We start from the raw sequence: 17,269 nt of genomic DNA on the forward strand, positions 1-17,269 counted from the left end.
GAGGCCCGATGTCCAGAATGGCGCAGAGAATCGCTATAGCGGCTCTGCTCGCGGCGACCGCCTCCGGCGCCCTGGCCGAGGCGGTCGGCAATGTCGGCGCGGTCAATCAGAGCGCGAAGAGCGCGCCTCCCGGAGCGCCGGCCCGACCGCTGACGCTGGGCGCCGATATCGTCGATCGCGAGCGCGTCGAGACCGGCGCCGAAGGCGGCGCGCAAATCGTCTTTCGCGATTCCTCCACTTTGTCGATCGGCCGTAGCAGCCAGGTGACGATCGACCGTTTCGTCTATTCGGGCGGCGGCGGCGAGCAGGCCGTGTCCATGGCCAAGGGCGCGCTGCGCTTCGTCGGCGGCGGCGTCAGCCATGGCGGCGGCGCCGAGCTGCGCATCCCTTCGGCGACGATCGGCGTGCGCGGCGGCGCGGCGCTGATCGCGCTCGACGAGCCGGGCTGCGGCGCGCTCGTCATCAATCAGTACGGCGTGCTGACCATCGCCGCGCGAGGCGCGGCCCGCAGTCTGTCGCGCCCAGGCGTCGGCCTGTGCGTCTCCGCCGAGGGCGAGCTGGGCGAGCCCGCCCTCTTCGGCATCGAGACGATCCGCCGGCTGACCGCCCGGCTGGCGAGCGGCCCCGGCCAGCACGCCGGGGCGAAGCGCGCGCCATCGGCGCAGGAGGCCGAGCTCGGATTGGACGACGCCCGCCCGCCGCTCGGCCTCGCCGCCATCGATCAGCAGCCGGGGCTCGAGACTCTGAGCCCGTTCTGGACGGGGCAGGCGCTGGCGCGCAGCAAGGCGAGCGTCCATCATCAGCCCCTGCCGCCGACCGAGCCGAGCGAGGACTACTATTATTACGCCCCGCCCGATCCCGGCGGCCCGGTTCTATAAGCGATCTGACGAAGACTCGTTCCGAGAAGGGAGGCGCGATTGAAACGGTCGCGGCGACGCAGGCCGGCCTATCTCCTCGCGACGGCCGCAGCGGCGCTCGGCATCGTTGCGATCGGCCGGCTGCAGCCGCCGGCGCTGGACGATCTGCGCAATTTCGTCTTCGACTCGTTTCAGCGCCTCGCTCCGCGCCCTTATGATCCCGGCCTTCCCGTGCGCGTGATCGCGGTGGACGAGGAGAGCCTCGCCGCCTTCGGCCAATGGCCGTGGCCGCGCACGCGGCTCGCCGCGCTCGTCGATAAGCTCGCCGAAGCGGGCGCGGCGGCCGTCGCCTTCGATATCGTCTTCGCCGAGACGGATCAGACGAGCCTCGATCATTATGCGCAACGCCTGCCGGACGGTCCCGCCAAGACGCAGATCGCCGCCATCGCCGCCGACGCCATTCCCAATGACCAGATTTTCGCGCGATCCATCGCCGCCGCGCCGGCGGCGCTCGGCCTCACCCTCTCCGGCGCCGGGCAAAAGCGAGCGCCGCCGCAAAAGGCGGGCGTCGCCATCGCCGGCGACGATCCTTCCGCCTTCCTCGCCGAATTCCCCGCCGCCGTCGCGCCGATCGCGGAGCTGGCGGCGGCGGCGCGCGGCCTCGGCGCGACCAATTGGGCGCCCGATCGCGACGGCGTCGTGCGCCGCATTCCGCTGCTCGCCATAGGACCCGGCGGCGGCGTCACGCCCTCCCTCGCTCTAGAGGCGCTGCGCGTCGCCCAGGGCGCCTCGACGATCATCGTCCGCTCCTCCAACGCCAGCGGCGAGACGGCCTTCGGAAAGCAGACCGGCGTCAATGCGGTCAAGGTCGGCGCCTTCGAGATCGCCGTCGGCGCCGCAGCGGACATTCGCCCGCGCTATGGCGCCGAGGCGCCTCGGCGTCTCGTCTCGGCGGCCGCCATTCTCGAGGATCGCGCCCCGCGCGACGAGATCGACGGGCGCATCCTCTTCATCGGCACCACCGCCGTCGGCCTCGGCGATATTCGCGCGACGCCGTTGCAGCCGACCATTCCCGGCGTCGAAATTCATGCGCAGATTCTCGAATCGCTGCTCTCGGGCGCGCTGCTGTCGCGGCCCGATTGGGCCAATGGCCTCGAGCTCGTCGTCGCCGGCGCCGCTTTCATCCTCATCGCTGCGCTGCTGCCGCTGGTCGCGCCTTTGATTTCGGCGCTCGCCGCGACCGGCTTGATCGGCGCGCTCTTCGCAGCGTCTTTCCTTGCTTTCGATCGCTACGGCCTGCTCATCGATGCCGCCTTCTCCAGCCTCTCGGTCGCGCTCGCCTATGGCGTCGGCGCTGTGGCGCTATGGCGCCAGGATCAAGCCGCGCGGCGCCATGTGCATATGGCCTTCGGCAAATTCATCGCGCCCGCCGTCGTCGAAGGCCTCGTCGAGCATCCCGAGCGGCTGGTGCTCGGCGGCGAGACGCGCGAGCTCACCGTGCTGTTCTCCGATCTGCGCGATTTTTCGACCATCTCCGAGGGACTGAGCGCGCAAGAGCTCACACATTTCATGAACGCCTATCTGACGCCGATGACCGACGCCATTCTCGATCGCGAAGGCACGGTCGACAAATATATCGGCGACGCCATCATGGCGTTCTGGAACGCGCCGCTCGATATCGCCGATCATCCGCGCAAGGCCATTCGCGCCGCGCTCGAGATGCGCGCGGCGATGACGCGCTTCAACGGCGAGCGCGCGGCCGAGGCCGGGCGCGAAGGACGCGCCTATCGGAAGGCGGCGATGGGCATAGGACTCAATCTGGGGCCGTGCAGCGTCGGCAATATGGGCTCGACGCGACGCTTCGACTATTCGATCCTCGGCGACGTGGTGAACCTCACATCGCGGCTCGAAGGACTGTGTAAATGGTTTCGCGTGGATATTCTCGTTTCCGGCGATTTGCGTGACGCCGCCGCTGATTTCGCCTGGCTCGATCTCGGCGCGGCGCAAGTCGTCGGACGCTCGACGCCGACGCGCATCTACGCGCTCGCCGGCGACGAGAACTTTGCGGCGAGCGAAGCCTTCGTGGCGTGGCGTGACGATCATGTGACGATGATGCGCTATCATGCCGAATGGGACTTCGCCCGCGCCCGCGTCGCGGCGGCGGATTTGAAGGCGTCGGTCGAACCGCATTGGAGTGGTTGCTATATGGCTATGGAACAGCGGCTCGCGGCTCTCGAGGCGGCTCCGCCGGCGAGGACTGGAGGCGCGCCCTTTTGGAAGATGGACAGCAAATGACGGGCGCGACAGTGGAAAACGCGGATGAGACGCGCAGGCTGCGCTATTGGCGGCAAATCGCGGAGGCGCATGAGCCGGGCGCCTATCAGGCGCTCGACGAAGCCTATCGCCAGCCGCATCGCGCCTATCACAGCTGGGCGCATATAGACGAGCTGCTGACAGGGCTCGAGCGTTTCGATTCGCTCGCCACGCGGCCCGATCTCATCGCCGCCGCCATCTTCTGGCACGACGCCGTGCATCTGGCGCGCGACCCGGATGGAAAGACGCGGCTCGACCGGCAGAATGTGCGCGACAGCGTCTCGGCCTTCCGCCGCCACACGGTTCTCACGGGCGGCGAGGCGCAGGCCGTCGAAGATCTGGTGATGGCGACCTCCGATCACGCGCGCGCGCGCGCGACGACGGAGCATTACGCCGGCTTCTCCGGCGATCTCGATCTCTTCGTCGATCTCGATCTCAGCCCGCTCGCCGCGCCTTGGGAAATCTTCGCCGCCAACACGCAGAAGATTCGCTCGGAATCCATCGGCGTCGAGGAGGCCGAATTCGCCGCCAATCAAGCGAAGATGCTGGAGGGGCTGGCGCAGGGCGACAGGCCGGTGTTTCGCCGCGCGGAGACGCGCGCGGCATGGGACGCGACCGCGCGCGTCAATCTCGCGCGCTGCATCGCCGGGCTGCGCGCCGCGGGACGCTGACGCAAAAAGCCCCATCGAGAGGCGCGAAAAAAGAAAGCCCGGCTCGCGCCGGGCTTTTTTGCTTTCGAGGAAATCCGATCAGACCGGATGCGGCTCCAGCCCATCGGCGTCCGGCTCCGGCGAGGGGCGCGCGCCGGCCGTCGGCACGGGCGAAGGACGCGCGGGCGGCGCGGCCGGCGGCACATCCTCGCGCACCGGTATCCTGCCTTGCAGCAGGCCGATCAGCTCCTCGCCGGTCAGCGTCTCGAACTCCAGCAGGCCATTGGCCAGCACGTCGAGGTCGGCGCGCTTCTCGGTGAGGATGCGCTTGGCGTCGTCATAGCCTTCCTGCACCAGACGCCGCACCTCCGAGTCGATCGTCTGCTGCGTCGCCTCGGAGAGCGTCTGCGTGCGGCCCATCGAATAGCCGAGGAACTGCTCCTGCTGCGGCTCGGCATAGGCCACTGTGCCGAGCTTGTCGGAGAATCCGAGCTGCGTCACCATCGCCCGCGCGATGCGCGTGCATTGCTGAATGTCGCTCGCCGCGCCCGACGTCACCTTGTCGTGGCCGAACACCAGCTCTTCCGCCACGCGCCCGCCCATCGCCAATGCGAGCATGGCGATGAGCTGCTCATAGCTCTGCGAGATCTGGTCGCGCTCCGGCAGGCCCTGCACCATGCCCAGCGCGCGGCCGCGCGGGATGATCGTCGCCTTATGGATCGGGATAGAGCCCGGCATGTTGAGCTGCACCAGCGCATGGCCGCCCTCGTGGAAGGCGGTGAGGCGCTTCTCCTCCTCCGTCATCACCAGAGTGCGACGCTCGGCGCCCATCATGATCTTGTCGCGCGAGTCCTCGAACTCCTGTCGCGTGACGATGCGCTTGCTGCGTCTTGCAGCCAGCAGCGCCGCCTCATTGACGAGGTTCATCAGATCGGCGCCCGAGAAGCCCGGCGTGCCGCGCGCGACGACCTTCAGATCCACATCCGGCGCCAGCGGCACCTTGCGGGCGTGAACCTTGAGGATCTTCTCGCGGCCGATGAAGTCGGGGTTCGGCACATTGATCTGACGATCGAAGCGGCCCGGACGCATCAAGGCCGGATCGAGCACGTCGGGGCGGTTGGTCGCGGCGATGAGGATGATGCCCTCATTGGCTTCAAAACCGTCCATCTCGACGAGCAGCTGATTGAGCGTCTGCTCGCGCTCGTCATTGCCGCCGCCGAGGCCGGCGCCGCGGTGACGACCAACCGCGTCGATCTCATCGACGAAGATGATGCAGGGCGCATTTTTCTTGGCCTGCTCGAACATGTCGCGCACGCGGGAAGCGCCGACGCCGACGAACATTTCGACGAAGTCCGAGCCCGAGATGGTGAAGAAGGGCACATTGGCCTCGCCGGCGATGGCGCGGGCGAGCAGCGTCTTACCCGTGCCGGGTGGTCCGACGAGCAGCACGCCGCGCGGAATGCGTCCGCCGAGGCGCTGGAATTTCTGCGGATCGCGCAGAAACTCGACGATCTCCTGAAGGTCTTCCTTGGCCTCGTCGACGCCGGCGACATCCTCGAAGGTGACGCGGCCTTGCGTTTCCGTCAGCAGCTTCGCCTTGGACTTGCCGAAGCCGAGCGCGCGGCCGCCGGCGCCGCCCTGCATCTGGCGGGCGAGAAAAATCCACACGCCGAGGAAGGCGATGAGCGGCAGCGCATTCAAGAACAAGGTCATCCACCAGCTGCCGCCGTCGCTCGCTGGACGCGCGCTGATGGCGACATTCTTCGCGGTCAGCCGCTGCACCAGCGACGGATCATTGGGCGCGTAAGTGGTGAAGGAGCGATTATCCGCGAAATGCCCGCTGATCTCGCTGCCGGCGATGGTCACATCATGGACGCGGCCGAGATCGATCTGCGCCAGCAATTCGCTGAAGTTGATGTCGCGTCCGGCCGTGCGCTGGTTGCGCTGATCGAACAGCATGGCCAAAGCGACAGCGAGCAGCGCGACTATCGCGAATATCATGAAGGGCTTGTAATTCACTTTCATCGACGACCTCCGACGGACCGTCAGCCGGCCGCGGGAGACACATTTCCCGCGTCGACGGCGCGTGTCGCTTTTATGACCTTACGACAGCATTCCCAAGTCGCCAAATTAAATGCAGTCATGAGCCATGACGAGAAATCATGAGCCGGGCCGCTGATCCGAGCGTCATCTTCGCCGCAGCCGCGCTCCGCCGCGCGGCCGAGACAAAAGGTCGCAGCGCCGCGGCGTCGCGGACGCCTTTTCCCGAGCCTGCGCTCGAACAGATATGATCTGTAAAGGAGAGCGGCGAATGGACGACCGGCTCACGAGCGTCGGCTCTGCGACGCTCGGCTTCCGCGCGCGCGGGATGCATTGCCACGGCTGCGAGCGCGCCATAGAGCGCGCCGTCGTCGAGCTCCCCGGCATTATGAGCGTGAAAGCCGATTATCCGACCGAGCGCGTGAGCGTGGCCTATGACCCCGCCGCCGTCACGCCAGAGGCGATCCGCGCCACGGTCGAGCGCCAGGGCTATCGCGCCGTCTCGACGGAGGAGCCCGGCGGCGGCCGCCTCGCCAAGATTCTCGGCGTCCTCCTCGGCCTCGCGGGCGTCGCTCTGCTGATCTTCATCGACACGCATTGGATCGGCGAGGCCGGCGCGCCCGATATTGGCCGCCATATGAGCCTCGAGCTGATTTTCCTGCTCGGCCTGCTCACCGGCTTTCATTGCATCGGAATGTGCGGCGGCTTCGTGCTGAGCTATACGGCGGATGACGCGCGGCTCGGGCGTCCATCCTATCGCTCGCATCTGCTCTATGGCGCGGGCAAGACGATCTCCTACACGGCGATCGGCGCCTTGTTCGGCCTCGTCGGCGCCTTCATCGCCTTCACGCCCATGCTGCGCGGCGTCGCCGGCGTCATGGCCGGCGCGTTTCTGATCGTCTTCGGCCTCAACATGCTCGGCCTGTTCGAGCCGCTGCGGCGCTTTCGCTTCGCCCTGCCCGCGCCCCTTCAGCGCTATGTCGATCGGCGCGCGTCGGGCTCGCATCGGCCCTTCGTCATCGGCCTCTTCAACGGGCTGATGATCGCCTGCGGGCCTCTGCAGGCGATGTATGTGATGGCGGCGGGAACCGGCAGCGCGCTCGAGGGCGCGAAAATGCTGCTCGCCTTCGGGCTCGGCACGCTGCCCGTCATGCTGAGCTTCGGCGCGCTGTCGACGCTGGTCTCCGCCTCGCTGACGCATCGCCTGCTGATGGCCTCCGGCGCGATCGTCGTGGCGCTCGGCGCGGTGATGATCAATCGTGGCATGATCCTCACCGGCTGGGGCTATGATTTGCAATCCATGATCGGAACATTGCGCGGCGCGGAGGAACGCCCGATCCTTTCACCCTCGCCTGCGCCCGCAGCCCCGCCGAGCGCGCCCGCCGCGGCGGAGCCGCAAGCTTCGGTGCAGCATCCGCGCGCCGCCTATCAGACGATCGAGATGGATGTCGTCGCCACGGGCTTCTCGCCCAATCGCTTCGCGCTCATTGCGGGCGTCCCCGTGCATTGGGTGATCGACGGCAAGGAGATCACCAATTGCAACAAGCGCATCGTCGTTCCGAGCCTCGCCCTCGAATTCGACGTGAAGCCCGGCGCGCAGACGATCGAGTTCACGCCGCGCGAGGCCGGCGTCATTCACTGGAGCTGCTGGATGGGCATGCTGCGCGGCGAGTTCGACGTGCAGGACGCGCCCGCCCCGGCCATCGCCGCGACGACGACGCCGCTACAAAAGCCTGCGGATGAGAGGCCGAGCGCGCGCTCAATGGCGCATGACGTCTATCGGGCGCATGACGACGTCTATCGCATCGCCGCCGGCGACACGCTGCGCGGCATCGCCGTGAAGCTCTATGGCGACGGCGCGCGCTGGAAGGAGATTCTCGCCGCCAATCCGAGGCTCGATCCGCGACGGCTGAAGCCGGGCGAGACGATCCACGCTCCAGGACGGTGAGACGCGACCGCTCACACCAGATATTTCGGCAGCTCGCGCTCGAATTCCGGAAAATACAGCGAAATCACGCTCACATCGAATTGCCCGAGGATCTGCTCCTTGGGCTCGCGCTCGAGCAGAAAGCGAAAGGCGGCGTCGAGACATTGCTCGGCGCTGGAGACGCCGCCGCCCAATCGCTCGGCGAGCACGTGCGACATGGTCACGCGATGGCGCGACTTGCTCGCCGCATCGCGCACCACGACATCGAAGGTGAGGGTCTTGGGAGCGCCATTTTCGCGGCGCGCAATATCGATCGCGATGGTCATGCAGCCTCCGCCAGAAGCGTCTCTATATCCGCCGCGATCGCCTGCGGCCTGTCGGTCGGCGCATAGCGCTTCACGACGCAGCCCTGTCGATCGACGAGAAATTTGGTGAAATTCCATTTGATCGCCTGCGTGCCGAAAATTCCGGGCGCCTGCGCCTTCAAGAAACGATAGAGCGGATGCGCCTTCTCGCCATTCACGTCGATCTTGGCGAAGAGCGGAAAGGTGACGTCATAGCTCGCCGAGCAAAAGGCGCCGATGGCGGCTTCGTCACCGAGCTCCTGATGGCCGAATTGGTTGCAGGGAAAGCCGAGCACGGCGAAGCCGCGGTCGCGATAGGCGCGCCACAGCGCCTCGAGCCCCTGATATTGCGGGGTGAAGCCGCATTTGCTCGCGACGTTGACGATCAGCAGCGCCTGGCCGGCCCAATCGGCGAGGCTCGCGCTTTCGCCGTTCAGGCGACGCGCTTCGAAATCATGGACGCGATTCTCGCGGACAGGGCTCATGGCCGAGGCGACCTCTCGACATATCGCCTCGATCGCGGCGCGCGAGGGGCTCCCCGAACCGGCCGCTGAACGGCGGATCGGCGGAGCCCACTCGACCAATATGGCGCAGACTCGCGATTTCGTCACTCCGCCCGTCGGCTTCACCCATTGGGGGGAGCCGATGGCGGGCGCTTTCCGCCTCTCACGCCTCGGCGAGCAGAGCGTGAATGTCGGGCTCCATCTGGCGCGGCGTGTTGGTCGCCTGGAAGCGCTTCACCACATTGCCCTTGCGGTCGATGAGGAATTTGGTGAAGTTCCACTTCACGTCTTCGGCCGGACCCGGGTCCTTCTCCTTCAGCAGCTTGTAGAGCGGGTGCTGATTTTCGCCATTCACCTCGATCTTGCTGAACAGCGGGAAGGTCACGATGAAGCGGGTCGAGCAGAAGGTCTTGATCTCCTCGTCCGTTCCCGGCTCCTGATTGCTGAACTGGTTGCAAGGGAAGCCCAGAATGACGAACCCCTTGTCGCGGTTCTCGTTCCAGATCGCCTCGAGGCCATTGTATTGCAGCGTGAAGCCGCATCTGCTCGCCACATTGACGATCAGGATCACCTTGCCGGCGTAGTCGCCGATCTTGACGGTTTCGCCGTCGATCGTGCGCGCTTCGATATCATAGAGCTCGGACATGACTGAGAAGGTCTCCGTTCTGCGCGCCGGCGCCCGAGAGCGCGCGGCGCATTCTGGGCGCAGAATGGCCGCGAGCGGTTCCTTGGGCAAGCCGGGAAACGCCTAAATTCGCGGCGCCTTCGCCTCTTCAGGCGGCGTCCACATTCTCGTCCATCTCCTCGCCGAGCCCGTACTCCTTCATTTTGCGGTAGAGCGTCGAGCGGCCTATGCCCAGACGACGCGCAATCTCGGACATCTGGCCGCGATAATGGACGAGGGCGAATTTGATGACCTCGGCCTCCAGCTCCTCGAGACGGCGCATGTCGCCATGCGGTCCGAGCAGCGCCATCACATTTGGATCGCGAATCTCGACGCGGACGATCTCCCGCTCCGGCGTGGGGCCGGCCGAGACGGGCGCGGGCGCCGGCGGCACGCGGGCGGAAAAGCCGTCCACATGGGCGGCGATCTGCGGGAACTCGTTGACCGTCAGCTCGTCGCCATCGGCCAGCACCACGGCGCGGAACACGGCGTTCTCGAGCTGGCGGACATTGCCCGGCCAGTCATAGCTGGCGAGCAGCGTCGTCGCCTCATGCGATATGCCGCGCAGGCGCTTGTTCTCCTCCGCCGCGAAGCGGATGGCGAAGCGGCGCGCCAGATCGCCGATATCGTCGCGGCGCGCGCGCAGCGGCGGAATGGTGATGGGGAAGACATTGAGGCGGTAGAACAGATCCTCGCGGAACTGGCCGCGCTTCACCTGCTCGATCAAATTTTGATTGGTCGCCGAGATGAGGCGAATGTCGACGCGCACCGGACGCTTGGCGCCGACGGGGTCGATCTCCCCCTCCTGCAAGGCGCGCAGCAGCTTCACCTGCGTCTCGAGCGGCAATTCGCCGATCTCGTCGAGGAAGAGCGTGCCGCCATTGGCCTCGAGGAATTTGCCCGAATGCTTCTCGGTCGCGCCGGTGAAGGCGCCCTTCTCATGGCCGAAGAGGATGGATTCCACCAGATTGGCCGGCAGCGCCCCGCAATTGACCGTGACGAAGGCCTTGCCGCGGCGATCCGAGCCGCCCTGAATGGCGCGCGCGACGATCTCCTTGCCGACGCCCGACTCGCCCTCGATGAGCACCGGAATATTGGAATGGGCGGCGCGCTCGCCGAGGCGAATGACGCGCGCCATCTCCTCGCTGCGCGAGACGAGATCGCGGAAGGTCAGCGCGCCGTCCCTGCGGCGATTGACGCGGCGCAGCTCGCCGGCGAGGGCGTCTGCGGACAGCGCATTCTTGATGGAGACCTGCAAGCGCTCGGCGCCGACCGGCTTCACGACGAAATCATGCGCGCCGGCGCGCATCGCCGAGATCACCGTCTCTATGGAGCCATTGGCGGTCTGCACGATGACGGGCACGTCGATCTTGAGGTCGCGCATGCGAGTGAGCACGCCCATGCCGTCGAGATCGGGCATGACGAGATCGAGAATCAGCAGATCGACCGGCGTCGCGCCATTCTGCGTCAGCCGCGCCAGCGCCTGCTCGCCGCCCTCGACAGTCTCCACCTCATAGCCGAAGCGCCGCGCCGAAGCCTCGAGCAAGCGGCGCTGGACCGGATCGTCGTCGGCGATCAGAATCGTAGAAGTCATTGATCCTCTTGAAATCTCTTAGGCCTGCGCGGCGTGGGCTCGGGCGGATCGCGACGATCCGCAGCGTGCAATAGAGGACGTGGACGACGCCACCTTCCGGCCATGCTCGGAGATCAGGGTAAAGGCGCCGTTAACGTGAGCCTCGCCGTCGGGACGAATCCGAAGGCCGGGGACGGGAAAAGCTCCTGTGCGGCCTGCGACCAGGCGGCCTGCGACTTGCATTTTTTCCGTTCCGTGCCCGATATTCGGCGAAGCGCCCTTCATCCTCAACTCCCGGTTCGAACCATGCCGCATCTTCACGCCTGCGTCCAAGCCCCTCTTCGCGACGCCGCCTCCGAGGCTCAGGCCGGCGGCTCCGGCCCCGCGCTCCCCGAATGGAATCTCGCCGATCTCTATGCCGCGCCCGATTCGCCGGCGCTGGCCGCCGACATTGCGGCGGCGGAGAAGGAAGCCTTAGCCTTCGCAGCCGAGCTTCGCGGCCGCCTGAGCGAACTGGCGAGCGGCGCGGCGGCGAGCGAGACGCTCGGCGAGGCCGTGCGGCGTTATGAGGCGCTACAGGACCTGTTGGGCCGAATCATGTCCTATGCGGGACTGATCTACGCCGGCGACACCACCGATCCGGCCCGCGCCAAATTCTATGGCGACATTCAGGACAAGATCACCGAAATCTCCACGCAGCTGCTGTTCTTCCAGCTCGAGCTCAATCGCATCGACGACGCTGTTCTCGACGCCGCCGCGGCGACGGCGCCGCTCGCGCATTGGAAGCCCTGGCTCGAAGATATTCGCATGGAGAAGCCCTATGAGCTCTCCGACGAGCTGGAGCGTCTCTTCCACGAAAAATCCGTCACCGGCCGCGCCGCCTGGAACCGTCTCTTCGACGAGACCATCGCCTCGCTGCGCTTTTCGATCGGCGGCAAGGAGCTGACGATCGAGCCTGCGCTCAATCTAATGCAGGATTCGCGCGAGGAGGTGCGGCGCGAAGCCGCGCTCGCCGTCGGCGCGACGCTGAAAGCCAATCTGCGCACATTCGCGCTCGTCACCAACACGCTCGCCAAGGACAAGGAGATCGGCGATCGTTGGCGCGGCTTCAAAGACGTCGCCGACTCGCGCCATCTCTCCAACCGCGTCGAGCCGGAGGTGGTGGAGGCGCTGGTCGCGAGCGTCACAGCCGCGCATCCGCGGCTCTCGCATCGCTATTACAAGCTCAAGGCCAAATGGTTCGGCAAGGAGGCGCTGGACTATTGGGACCGCAACGCGCCGCTGCCCTCCGTGCCTTCGCATAATTACAGCTGGGACGAGGCGCGCGACATCGTTCTCACCGCCTATTCGAGCTTCGCGCCGCAAATGGCGGAGATCGCCTCGCGCTTCTTCGATAAGAGCTGGATCGACGCGCCGGTGCGGCCCGGCAAGGCGCCGGGCGCTTTCGCGCATCCGACCGTGCCTTCCGCGCATCCTTATGTGCTGGTCAATTTCCAGGGCAAGACGCGCGATGTGATGACGCTCGCCCATGAGCTCGGCCATGGCGTGCATCAGGTGCTGGCCTCGCGCCAAGGCGCTCTGATGGCGCCGACGCCGCTGACGCTCGCCGAGACGGCCTCCGTCTTCGGCGAGATGCTGACCTTCCGCTCGCTATTGGCGCAAACGACCGACGTCGAGAAGAAACGCGCTTTGCTCGCCGCCAAAGTGGAGGACATGCTCAACACTGTGGTGCGGCAGATCGCCTTCTATTCCTTCGAGCGCAAGGTCCACACCGAGCGCAAGAATGGCGAGCTCACCGCCGATAAGCTCTGCGAGCTGTGGATGAGCGTGCAGAGCGACAGCCTCGGCCCGGCCATTCGGCTCGGCGAAGGATATGAATCCTTCTGGGCCTATATTCCGCACTTCGTGCATTCGCCCTTCTATGTCTACGCCTACGCCTTCGGCGATTGTCTCGTGAACTCGCTCTATGGCGTCTATCAAAAGGCGGAGACGGGTTTCGCCGAGCGCTATTTCGGCCTGCTCGAGGCCGGCGGCGCCAAGCCCTATAACGAGTTGCTCGCGCCCTTCGGCCTGGATGCGCGCGATCCCGCCTTTTGGGGCATAGGCCTCGAGATGATCGAAGGGCTCATCGCGGAGCTGGAGGCGATGGAGGGGTAATTGGTGGACCCATCGCGAGGAGTGGAGCGACGAAGCAGACTGCAAACGAGGCAATGTCCAGGCGATCGCTTTACAGCAGGGCGATCGGGTGAAGGTTTCCTCATCCTGAGGAGCCCGCGCAGCGGGCGTCTCGAAGGACGAGAAAACCTTCATGCGCCGCCTTCTGGAGCTTGCCCTCGTGCTTCGAGACGGCTCCTGCGGAGCCTCCTCAGCATGAGGGCGAGGGTGCTTGCTCTTCACCCGATTGCCTTGCTTCGGACAGGCGTTCTTCTTGACGCCTTGTTTCGTTGCAGGAATCGAGTCGCAAGTTAAACGCTATTCCAAAGCGGACTGGTCCTCATCATTTGACCATATACCGTCTAATTCCCCGATGAACGTTGGCATGATATCCGAGATGCGGTTGTATGCGTACTCGAACACCCCGAGAGAACCCAGCACACTGTTTATTAGCATTTTTTTCGTTTGTTCCGCGCCCCTCATTCCCCGACCAAACGTCGTGACCATTTTCGTGTAATCGGTATCCGAATACAGTCCAAAGACCCCTCGCCAGTTCGGATGCGCAAATTCGCAGAGGCTATCATAGCTAGCTCGGATGCCCGGTATTTGCTTGTCCACTCGATCTATACACGTCAAGACATTGAACGCCTCTGGGAAATCCTCCCACAGTCGTGAACCCATCAACAGGCGCATCAAGATTGCGTCAAATTCCGATGCCGAGTGCTTCTCCCGATCGTCCAGCGCTTCCATGAGCCTCCAAGCAAGCGCACTACTTTCGGTTATTGCGCGGCAAAGGATGGCCGCCACCGCAAAGTCATTGCGTTCGATAGCATCACAAGCATTTCTCGACAGTTCCTCAGTCCGCCAGATCAGGGCTTCTCGTGCACAAAGCAGCTTCATTGGAGCCTTTGATCTTACACCCAACGCGGCCACGTCAACCGAAGTGGGCAGACTGTCTCGCAACCTATCAGCGAACTCTCTCACTTCGGACAAGTCGTCTCGTTGCATTGGTCCAAATCTCCTCCGAGTAATCAATCAAGTGGCAAGTATGTCGGATGATTCACGATCACCAACGCTGCAGGGAGTGAGGTTCACAGCAAAGATCGCGACGAAGGCCGCCAATTTGAAGGTCGATATTCTCCACTGGCCAATCATGACGCAGTTCGCTCTCGGCAGCTTCCTGTTAGCCGCGATGAAAATTCACGCGCTGAAGCGCGAGCCGCATTCACTCCACATTCTGCGCGATGCGCCACAGCACGCCCGATGGATCGTGCAGCGTGAAATCTCGCATACGCCAAGGTTGGAGCCGCACCTCTGAAACCGCGACGCCATAGCGCGCGGCGATTCCCACCTCCTCGACTTTCGCCCGCCACGCGTCGACATCCTCGACGAGCAGATGCAGCATCAAATTCTCGGCGAATTCCTTCACGTAGAAATTCTGCAGCAGGAAGCTCACAGTCTCGTGATGGAAATAGGCGACGCCGTCGCCGTCGGAGGCGAGCGTGAAGCCCAAATCCTGATAGAAGCGCTTGGAGAGCTCATAATCCTTCGCAGGAACGAATGCCTTCAATTCGATCGTTCGCAAATTGGACATGAACAGCCCCCGAGAAACGGAACGCCGCTCATCCTATCAGGAAAAGCGCATCAGCTCCCGCGATCCGGCCCGCCCCACAGCCAAGCCGCGCCGCGCACGCCGCCCGAGTCGCCATGGACATTGCGCAATATGCGCGTGTCGATGGCGTCCGAGAACGCCTGCTTCTCGACCAGATCGCGCAGACCCTCATAGATGAAATCGATATTGGATACGCCGCCGCCGAGCACGATGACATCCGGATCGAGCAGATTGACGATGCCCGCCAGCGCGCGCGACAGGCGGTCGCGATAGACTTCTAGCGCATGGCGCGCCGCCGCCTCGCCCGCTGCGGCGCGCGCGGCGATCTCCTCGCCATTCGCCTGCGCGCCGCTGCGCTGGCCATAATCGAAGGCGAGCGCCGGGCCGGAGAGAAAGGTCTCCACACAGCCGTAATGGCCGCAATAGCAGAGGCGCCCGGGAAATTCGTCCGGCGTCATCCAGGGCAGCGGCGTATGGCCCCATTCGCCCGCCACCTTGTTGACGCCCTGCAGAACCTCGCCATCGACGACGATGCCGCCGCCGACGCCGGTCCCCAATATCACGCCGAAAACACTGCGCGCCCCCGCCCCGGCGCCGTCGACTGCCTCCGACAGGGCGAAGCAATTGGCGTCATTCTCGAGCCGCACCGGGCGCTCGAGCAGCGCCTCGAGATCCTTGTCGAGCGGCCTGCCGTTGAGCCCTGTGGTGTTGGAGTTCTTCACGAGGCCGGTGCGCGGCGAGATCACGCCCGGCGTGCCGACGCCGACGCTGCCGCGCCCGCCGATCTCGCGCTCGAGGTCGAGCACGAGGCCGCCGATGGTCGCCAGAACGGCGGCGTAATCATGAGCGGGCGTCGGGGCGCGCCGACGCGCCAGCGTCTCGCCCGTGGGACCCATGGCGATCGCCTCGGTCTTGGTGCCGCCGAGATCGACGCCGATGCGGAAGGGTTCTCTTGTCATCGCCCTTCGTTCATCTATGGCGGCGGCGCGATCGGGCAGCCCCCGCCCCTATAGTCTTTCGCCTCGGCGCGTTTCCAAAGCTATTGCAGATAGGCGCGATCGAGATCGACCGCGCCCTTCAGCGTCGCGGCTACGCCTCTGTCGATCCTCACGGAATCGAGCGACAGGCCCTCGGCCTTGGTTCCCTCGAAGCGGGCGCCGGTGAAATCCGCGCCGGCGGCGTCGACATCCTTCAGCGAGGCCTTGTCGAAGATCGCGCCCGGCGCCCGCGCATAGCGCATGTCGGCGCGGGAGAGATCGGCGTCGTCGAAATGCGCGCCGTCGAGCTGGGCGGAGCGCAGAACGGCGCGCATCAGCCCCATGGATTGGTTCTTCATATCGGCGGACATATCCGCGCCGCGGAAGGAGGCGCCGCGCAGATCGGCGCCCGAGAGATTGGCGGCCACGCGGCTCTTGGAAAAATCCGCCCCCTCGGCGCGGGCGCGCTGCAGCTGCGTCGCGAAGACATGCGCGCCGCGCAGGCTGGCGCCGGAGAGATCGGCCTCGAGCAGCCAGGCCTGATCGAGGATAGCGCCGTCGAGCTTGGCCCCGGCGAGCCGCGCCTTCACCAGCCGCGCGGCGCGCAGATTGACGCCGGAGAGATCGAGGCCGGAGAGATCGAGCCCGTTGAGGCTGCGCATGGAGAGATCGAGCGTCTCGCCCGGCTTCGTCGCCGCGAGGCGCGCCTCTATGTCGGCGCGCGTGAATTCGGACTGCGAATAGGCGGGCTGGGCGAGATCGACATTGCGCAGCATGTCCTGCGCCGGCGCCTCCGCAGCGACGACGCAGAGCAGCAGCGACGCTCCGAGAAGATGCCCGCCTCTCATTGCGCCTGCGCCCGCTCTGCGGCCGGGGCGCTCCTGGCGGCGGCGAGCTCCTTGGCCTGCGCCACCCAGCGGCCGCGCTCGGGACGACCGGGAACCGCGAGCGTCGCGCCGATCCAGGCGACATTCTCGGAGGACCAGCCGGCGATCTGATCGAAATGATAGACGCCGAGCCCGTGCAGCTTCTCGACGCTTTTCGGCCCGAGGCCCTTGATCTTGGCGAGATCGTCCGCCCGGCCGCCGCGCGGTCCCGGCAGGCCTTCCGGCCGCTGGCCCGGCGCCTTGCGCTCGTTCTCAGCGGGACGCGGCGATCCGGCGCGACGCCGCGGCTCGGCGACCGGAGCCGGAGCCTCGGTGAGCGCGGTTTCGGGCGCGGGCGGCTCGGCTGCGGCGATCGGGTCCACGGCGACGGGAGCAGGACCCGGCGCATTCTCGACCAGCGTCGCCGCGGCGCCGCGAAGCGCCACATGGGAGACATCCGCATGCGGCTTTCGCTTCGCCGGCGCGGCGGGAGCGGCGGCCCCGAACAGCAGCCTGACGCCGCCGCCGAAGGGCAGGCCGATCAGATAGGCCGTGGCGAGCAGCAGCCCCAATTCGAAGAGGAGGCCGTTGCGGCCGGGAATGGTCTGCAGATTGGCGAGCAAAAAGCCGCCGGCGAGCGCGAAGGCCGAGGCCACCACGACGCCATGGCCGGCGAATATCGCGCCGGCCTCTTTTTTCGTCGTCCAAAAGCCGATGACGAGCCCCAGCGCGAGCGCGGCGGCGAGCCATTGCGTGGAGGCGGCGAGCAGATAGAACATGGGTGTTCTC

At 65.8% G+C, this 17,269-nt stretch carries 15 protein-coding genes; 5 read left to right on the plus strand and 10 right to left on the minus strand.

Translation table 11 applies throughout. From position 1 onward, the window contains the following. Positions 1-17: 17 nt before the first annotated feature. From METLW3_RS26970 to METLW3_RS0115945, 3 genes are read left to right on the plus strand one after another with little or no spacing between them, the layout of a single operon-like run. Positions 18-878, plus strand: a complete 861-nt coding sequence (locus METLW3_RS26970) for a FecR family protein (RefSeq protein WP_051465448.1) — start codon at positions 18-20, stop codon at positions 876-878. 39 nt (positions 879-917) lie between these two features. Beyond that, entirely contained in the window at positions 918-3,152 is a 2,235-nt protein-coding gene (locus METLW3_RS0115940; protein WP_024880862.1) for an adenylate/guanylate cyclase domain-containing protein, read from the plus strand. Continuing rightward, the gene (locus METLW3_RS0115945) at positions 3,149-3,841 is read left to right on the plus strand and encodes a hypothetical protein (protein WP_024880863.1); all 693 of its coding nucleotides are present in this window, start codon (positions 3,149-3,151) and stop codon (positions 3,839-3,841) included. The genes METLW3_RS0115940 and METLW3_RS0115945 overlap by 4 nt, the downstream gene beginning before the upstream one ends. 78 nt (positions 3,842-3,919) lie before the next feature. Here METLW3_RS0115945 and ftsH read toward each other — a convergent pair whose 3' ends face one another. Next, positions 3,920-5,845, minus strand: a complete 1,926-nt coding sequence (ftsH, locus tag METLW3_RS0115950; protein ID WP_024880864.1) for an ATP-dependent zinc metalloprotease FtsH — start codon at positions 5,843-5,845, stop codon at positions 3,920-3,922. Between the two features lie 286 nt (positions 5,846-6,131). Between ftsH and METLW3_RS0115960 the strand changes: the two genes are divergently transcribed. Further along, positions 6,132-7,808: a sulfite exporter TauE/SafE family protein gene (locus METLW3_RS0115960; RefSeq protein WP_024880865.1), complete on the plus strand. Its 1,677-nt coding sequence runs from the start codon at positions 6,132-6,134 to the stop codon at positions 7,806-7,808. A gap of 11 nt (positions 7,809-7,819) precedes the next feature. Here METLW3_RS0115960 and METLW3_RS0115965 read toward each other — a convergent pair whose 3' ends face one another. The 4 genes from METLW3_RS0115965 to METLW3_RS0115980 form a co-directional block, all read right to left on the minus strand. Further along, positions 7,820-8,113, minus strand: a complete 294-nt coding sequence (locus METLW3_RS0115965) for a hypothetical protein (RefSeq protein ID WP_024880866.1) — start codon at positions 8,111-8,113, stop codon at positions 7,820-7,822. Next, positions 8,110-8,616, minus strand: a complete 507-nt coding sequence (locus METLW3_RS0115970; protein ID WP_024880867.1) for a glutathione peroxidase — start codon at positions 8,614-8,616, stop codon at positions 8,110-8,112. Before METLW3_RS0115970 ends, METLW3_RS0115965 begins: the two co-directional genes overlap by 4 nt. A 181-nt stretch (positions 8,617-8,797) precedes the next feature. Further along, on the minus strand, positions 8,798-9,280 hold the full coding sequence (locus METLW3_RS0115975) for a glutathione peroxidase (protein ID WP_018266439.1): 483 nt from the start codon (positions 9,278-9,280) through the stop codon (positions 8,798-8,800). Between the two features lie 127 nt (positions 9,281-9,407). Further along, positions 9,408-10,892 (minus strand): sigma-54 dependent transcriptional regulator, encoded by a 1,485-nt coding sequence (locus METLW3_RS0115980; protein WP_024880868.1) that lies wholly within the window; start codon positions 10,890-10,892, stop codon positions 9,408-9,410. Between the two features lie 285 nt (positions 10,893-11,177). On the opposite strand from METLW3_RS0115980, the gene METLW3_RS0115985 reads away from it, so the two are divergent. Beyond that, complete coding sequence (locus tag METLW3_RS0115985) at positions 11,178-13,028, plus strand: M3 family oligoendopeptidase (RefSeq protein WP_024880869.1); 1,851 nt, start codon at positions 11,178-11,180, stop codon at positions 13,026-13,028. 315 nt (positions 13,029-13,343) lie between these two features. Here the strand turns inward: METLW3_RS0115985 and METLW3_RS25750 are convergent, their stop codons facing one another. The 5 genes from METLW3_RS25750 to METLW3_RS0116010 all read right to left on the minus strand — a co-directional run bounded on the left by METLW3_RS25750 (position 13,344) and on the right by METLW3_RS0116010 (position 17,259). After that, positions 13,344-14,033 carry a hypothetical protein gene (locus METLW3_RS25750; protein WP_036308957.1) on the minus strand — a complete coding sequence of 230 codons (690 nt, stop codon included), beginning with the start codon at positions 14,031-14,033 and terminating at the stop codon, positions 13,344-13,346. Between the two features lie 217 nt (positions 14,034-14,250). Next, positions 14,251-14,619, minus strand: a complete 369-nt coding sequence (locus METLW3_RS0115995; protein WP_024880871.1) for a VOC family protein — start codon at positions 14,617-14,619, stop codon at positions 14,251-14,253. A 50-nt stretch (positions 14,620-14,669) separates the two neighbouring features. Further along, on the minus strand, positions 14,670-15,596 hold the full coding sequence (locus tag METLW3_RS0116000; RefSeq protein ID WP_024880872.1) for an ROK family protein: 927 nt from the start codon (positions 15,594-15,596) through the stop codon (positions 14,670-14,672). Between the two features lie 80 nt (positions 15,597-15,676). Next, entirely contained in the window at positions 15,677-16,462 is a 786-nt protein-coding gene (locus METLW3_RS0116005; protein ID WP_024880873.1) for a pentapeptide repeat-containing protein, read from the minus strand. Further along, positions 16,459-17,259 carry a hypothetical protein gene (locus METLW3_RS0116010; protein WP_024880874.1) on the minus strand — a complete coding sequence of 267 codons (801 nt, stop codon included), beginning with the start codon at positions 17,257-17,259 and terminating at the stop codon, positions 16,459-16,461. The genes METLW3_RS0116005 and METLW3_RS0116010 overlap by 4 nt, the downstream gene beginning before the upstream one ends. Between the last annotated feature and the right edge of the window lie 10 nt (positions 17,260-17,269).

The organism is Methylosinus sp. LW3 (assembly GCF_000527115.1).
Lineage (GTDB): Bacteria > Pseudomonadota > Alphaproteobacteria > Rhizobiales > Beijerinckiaceae > Methylosinus.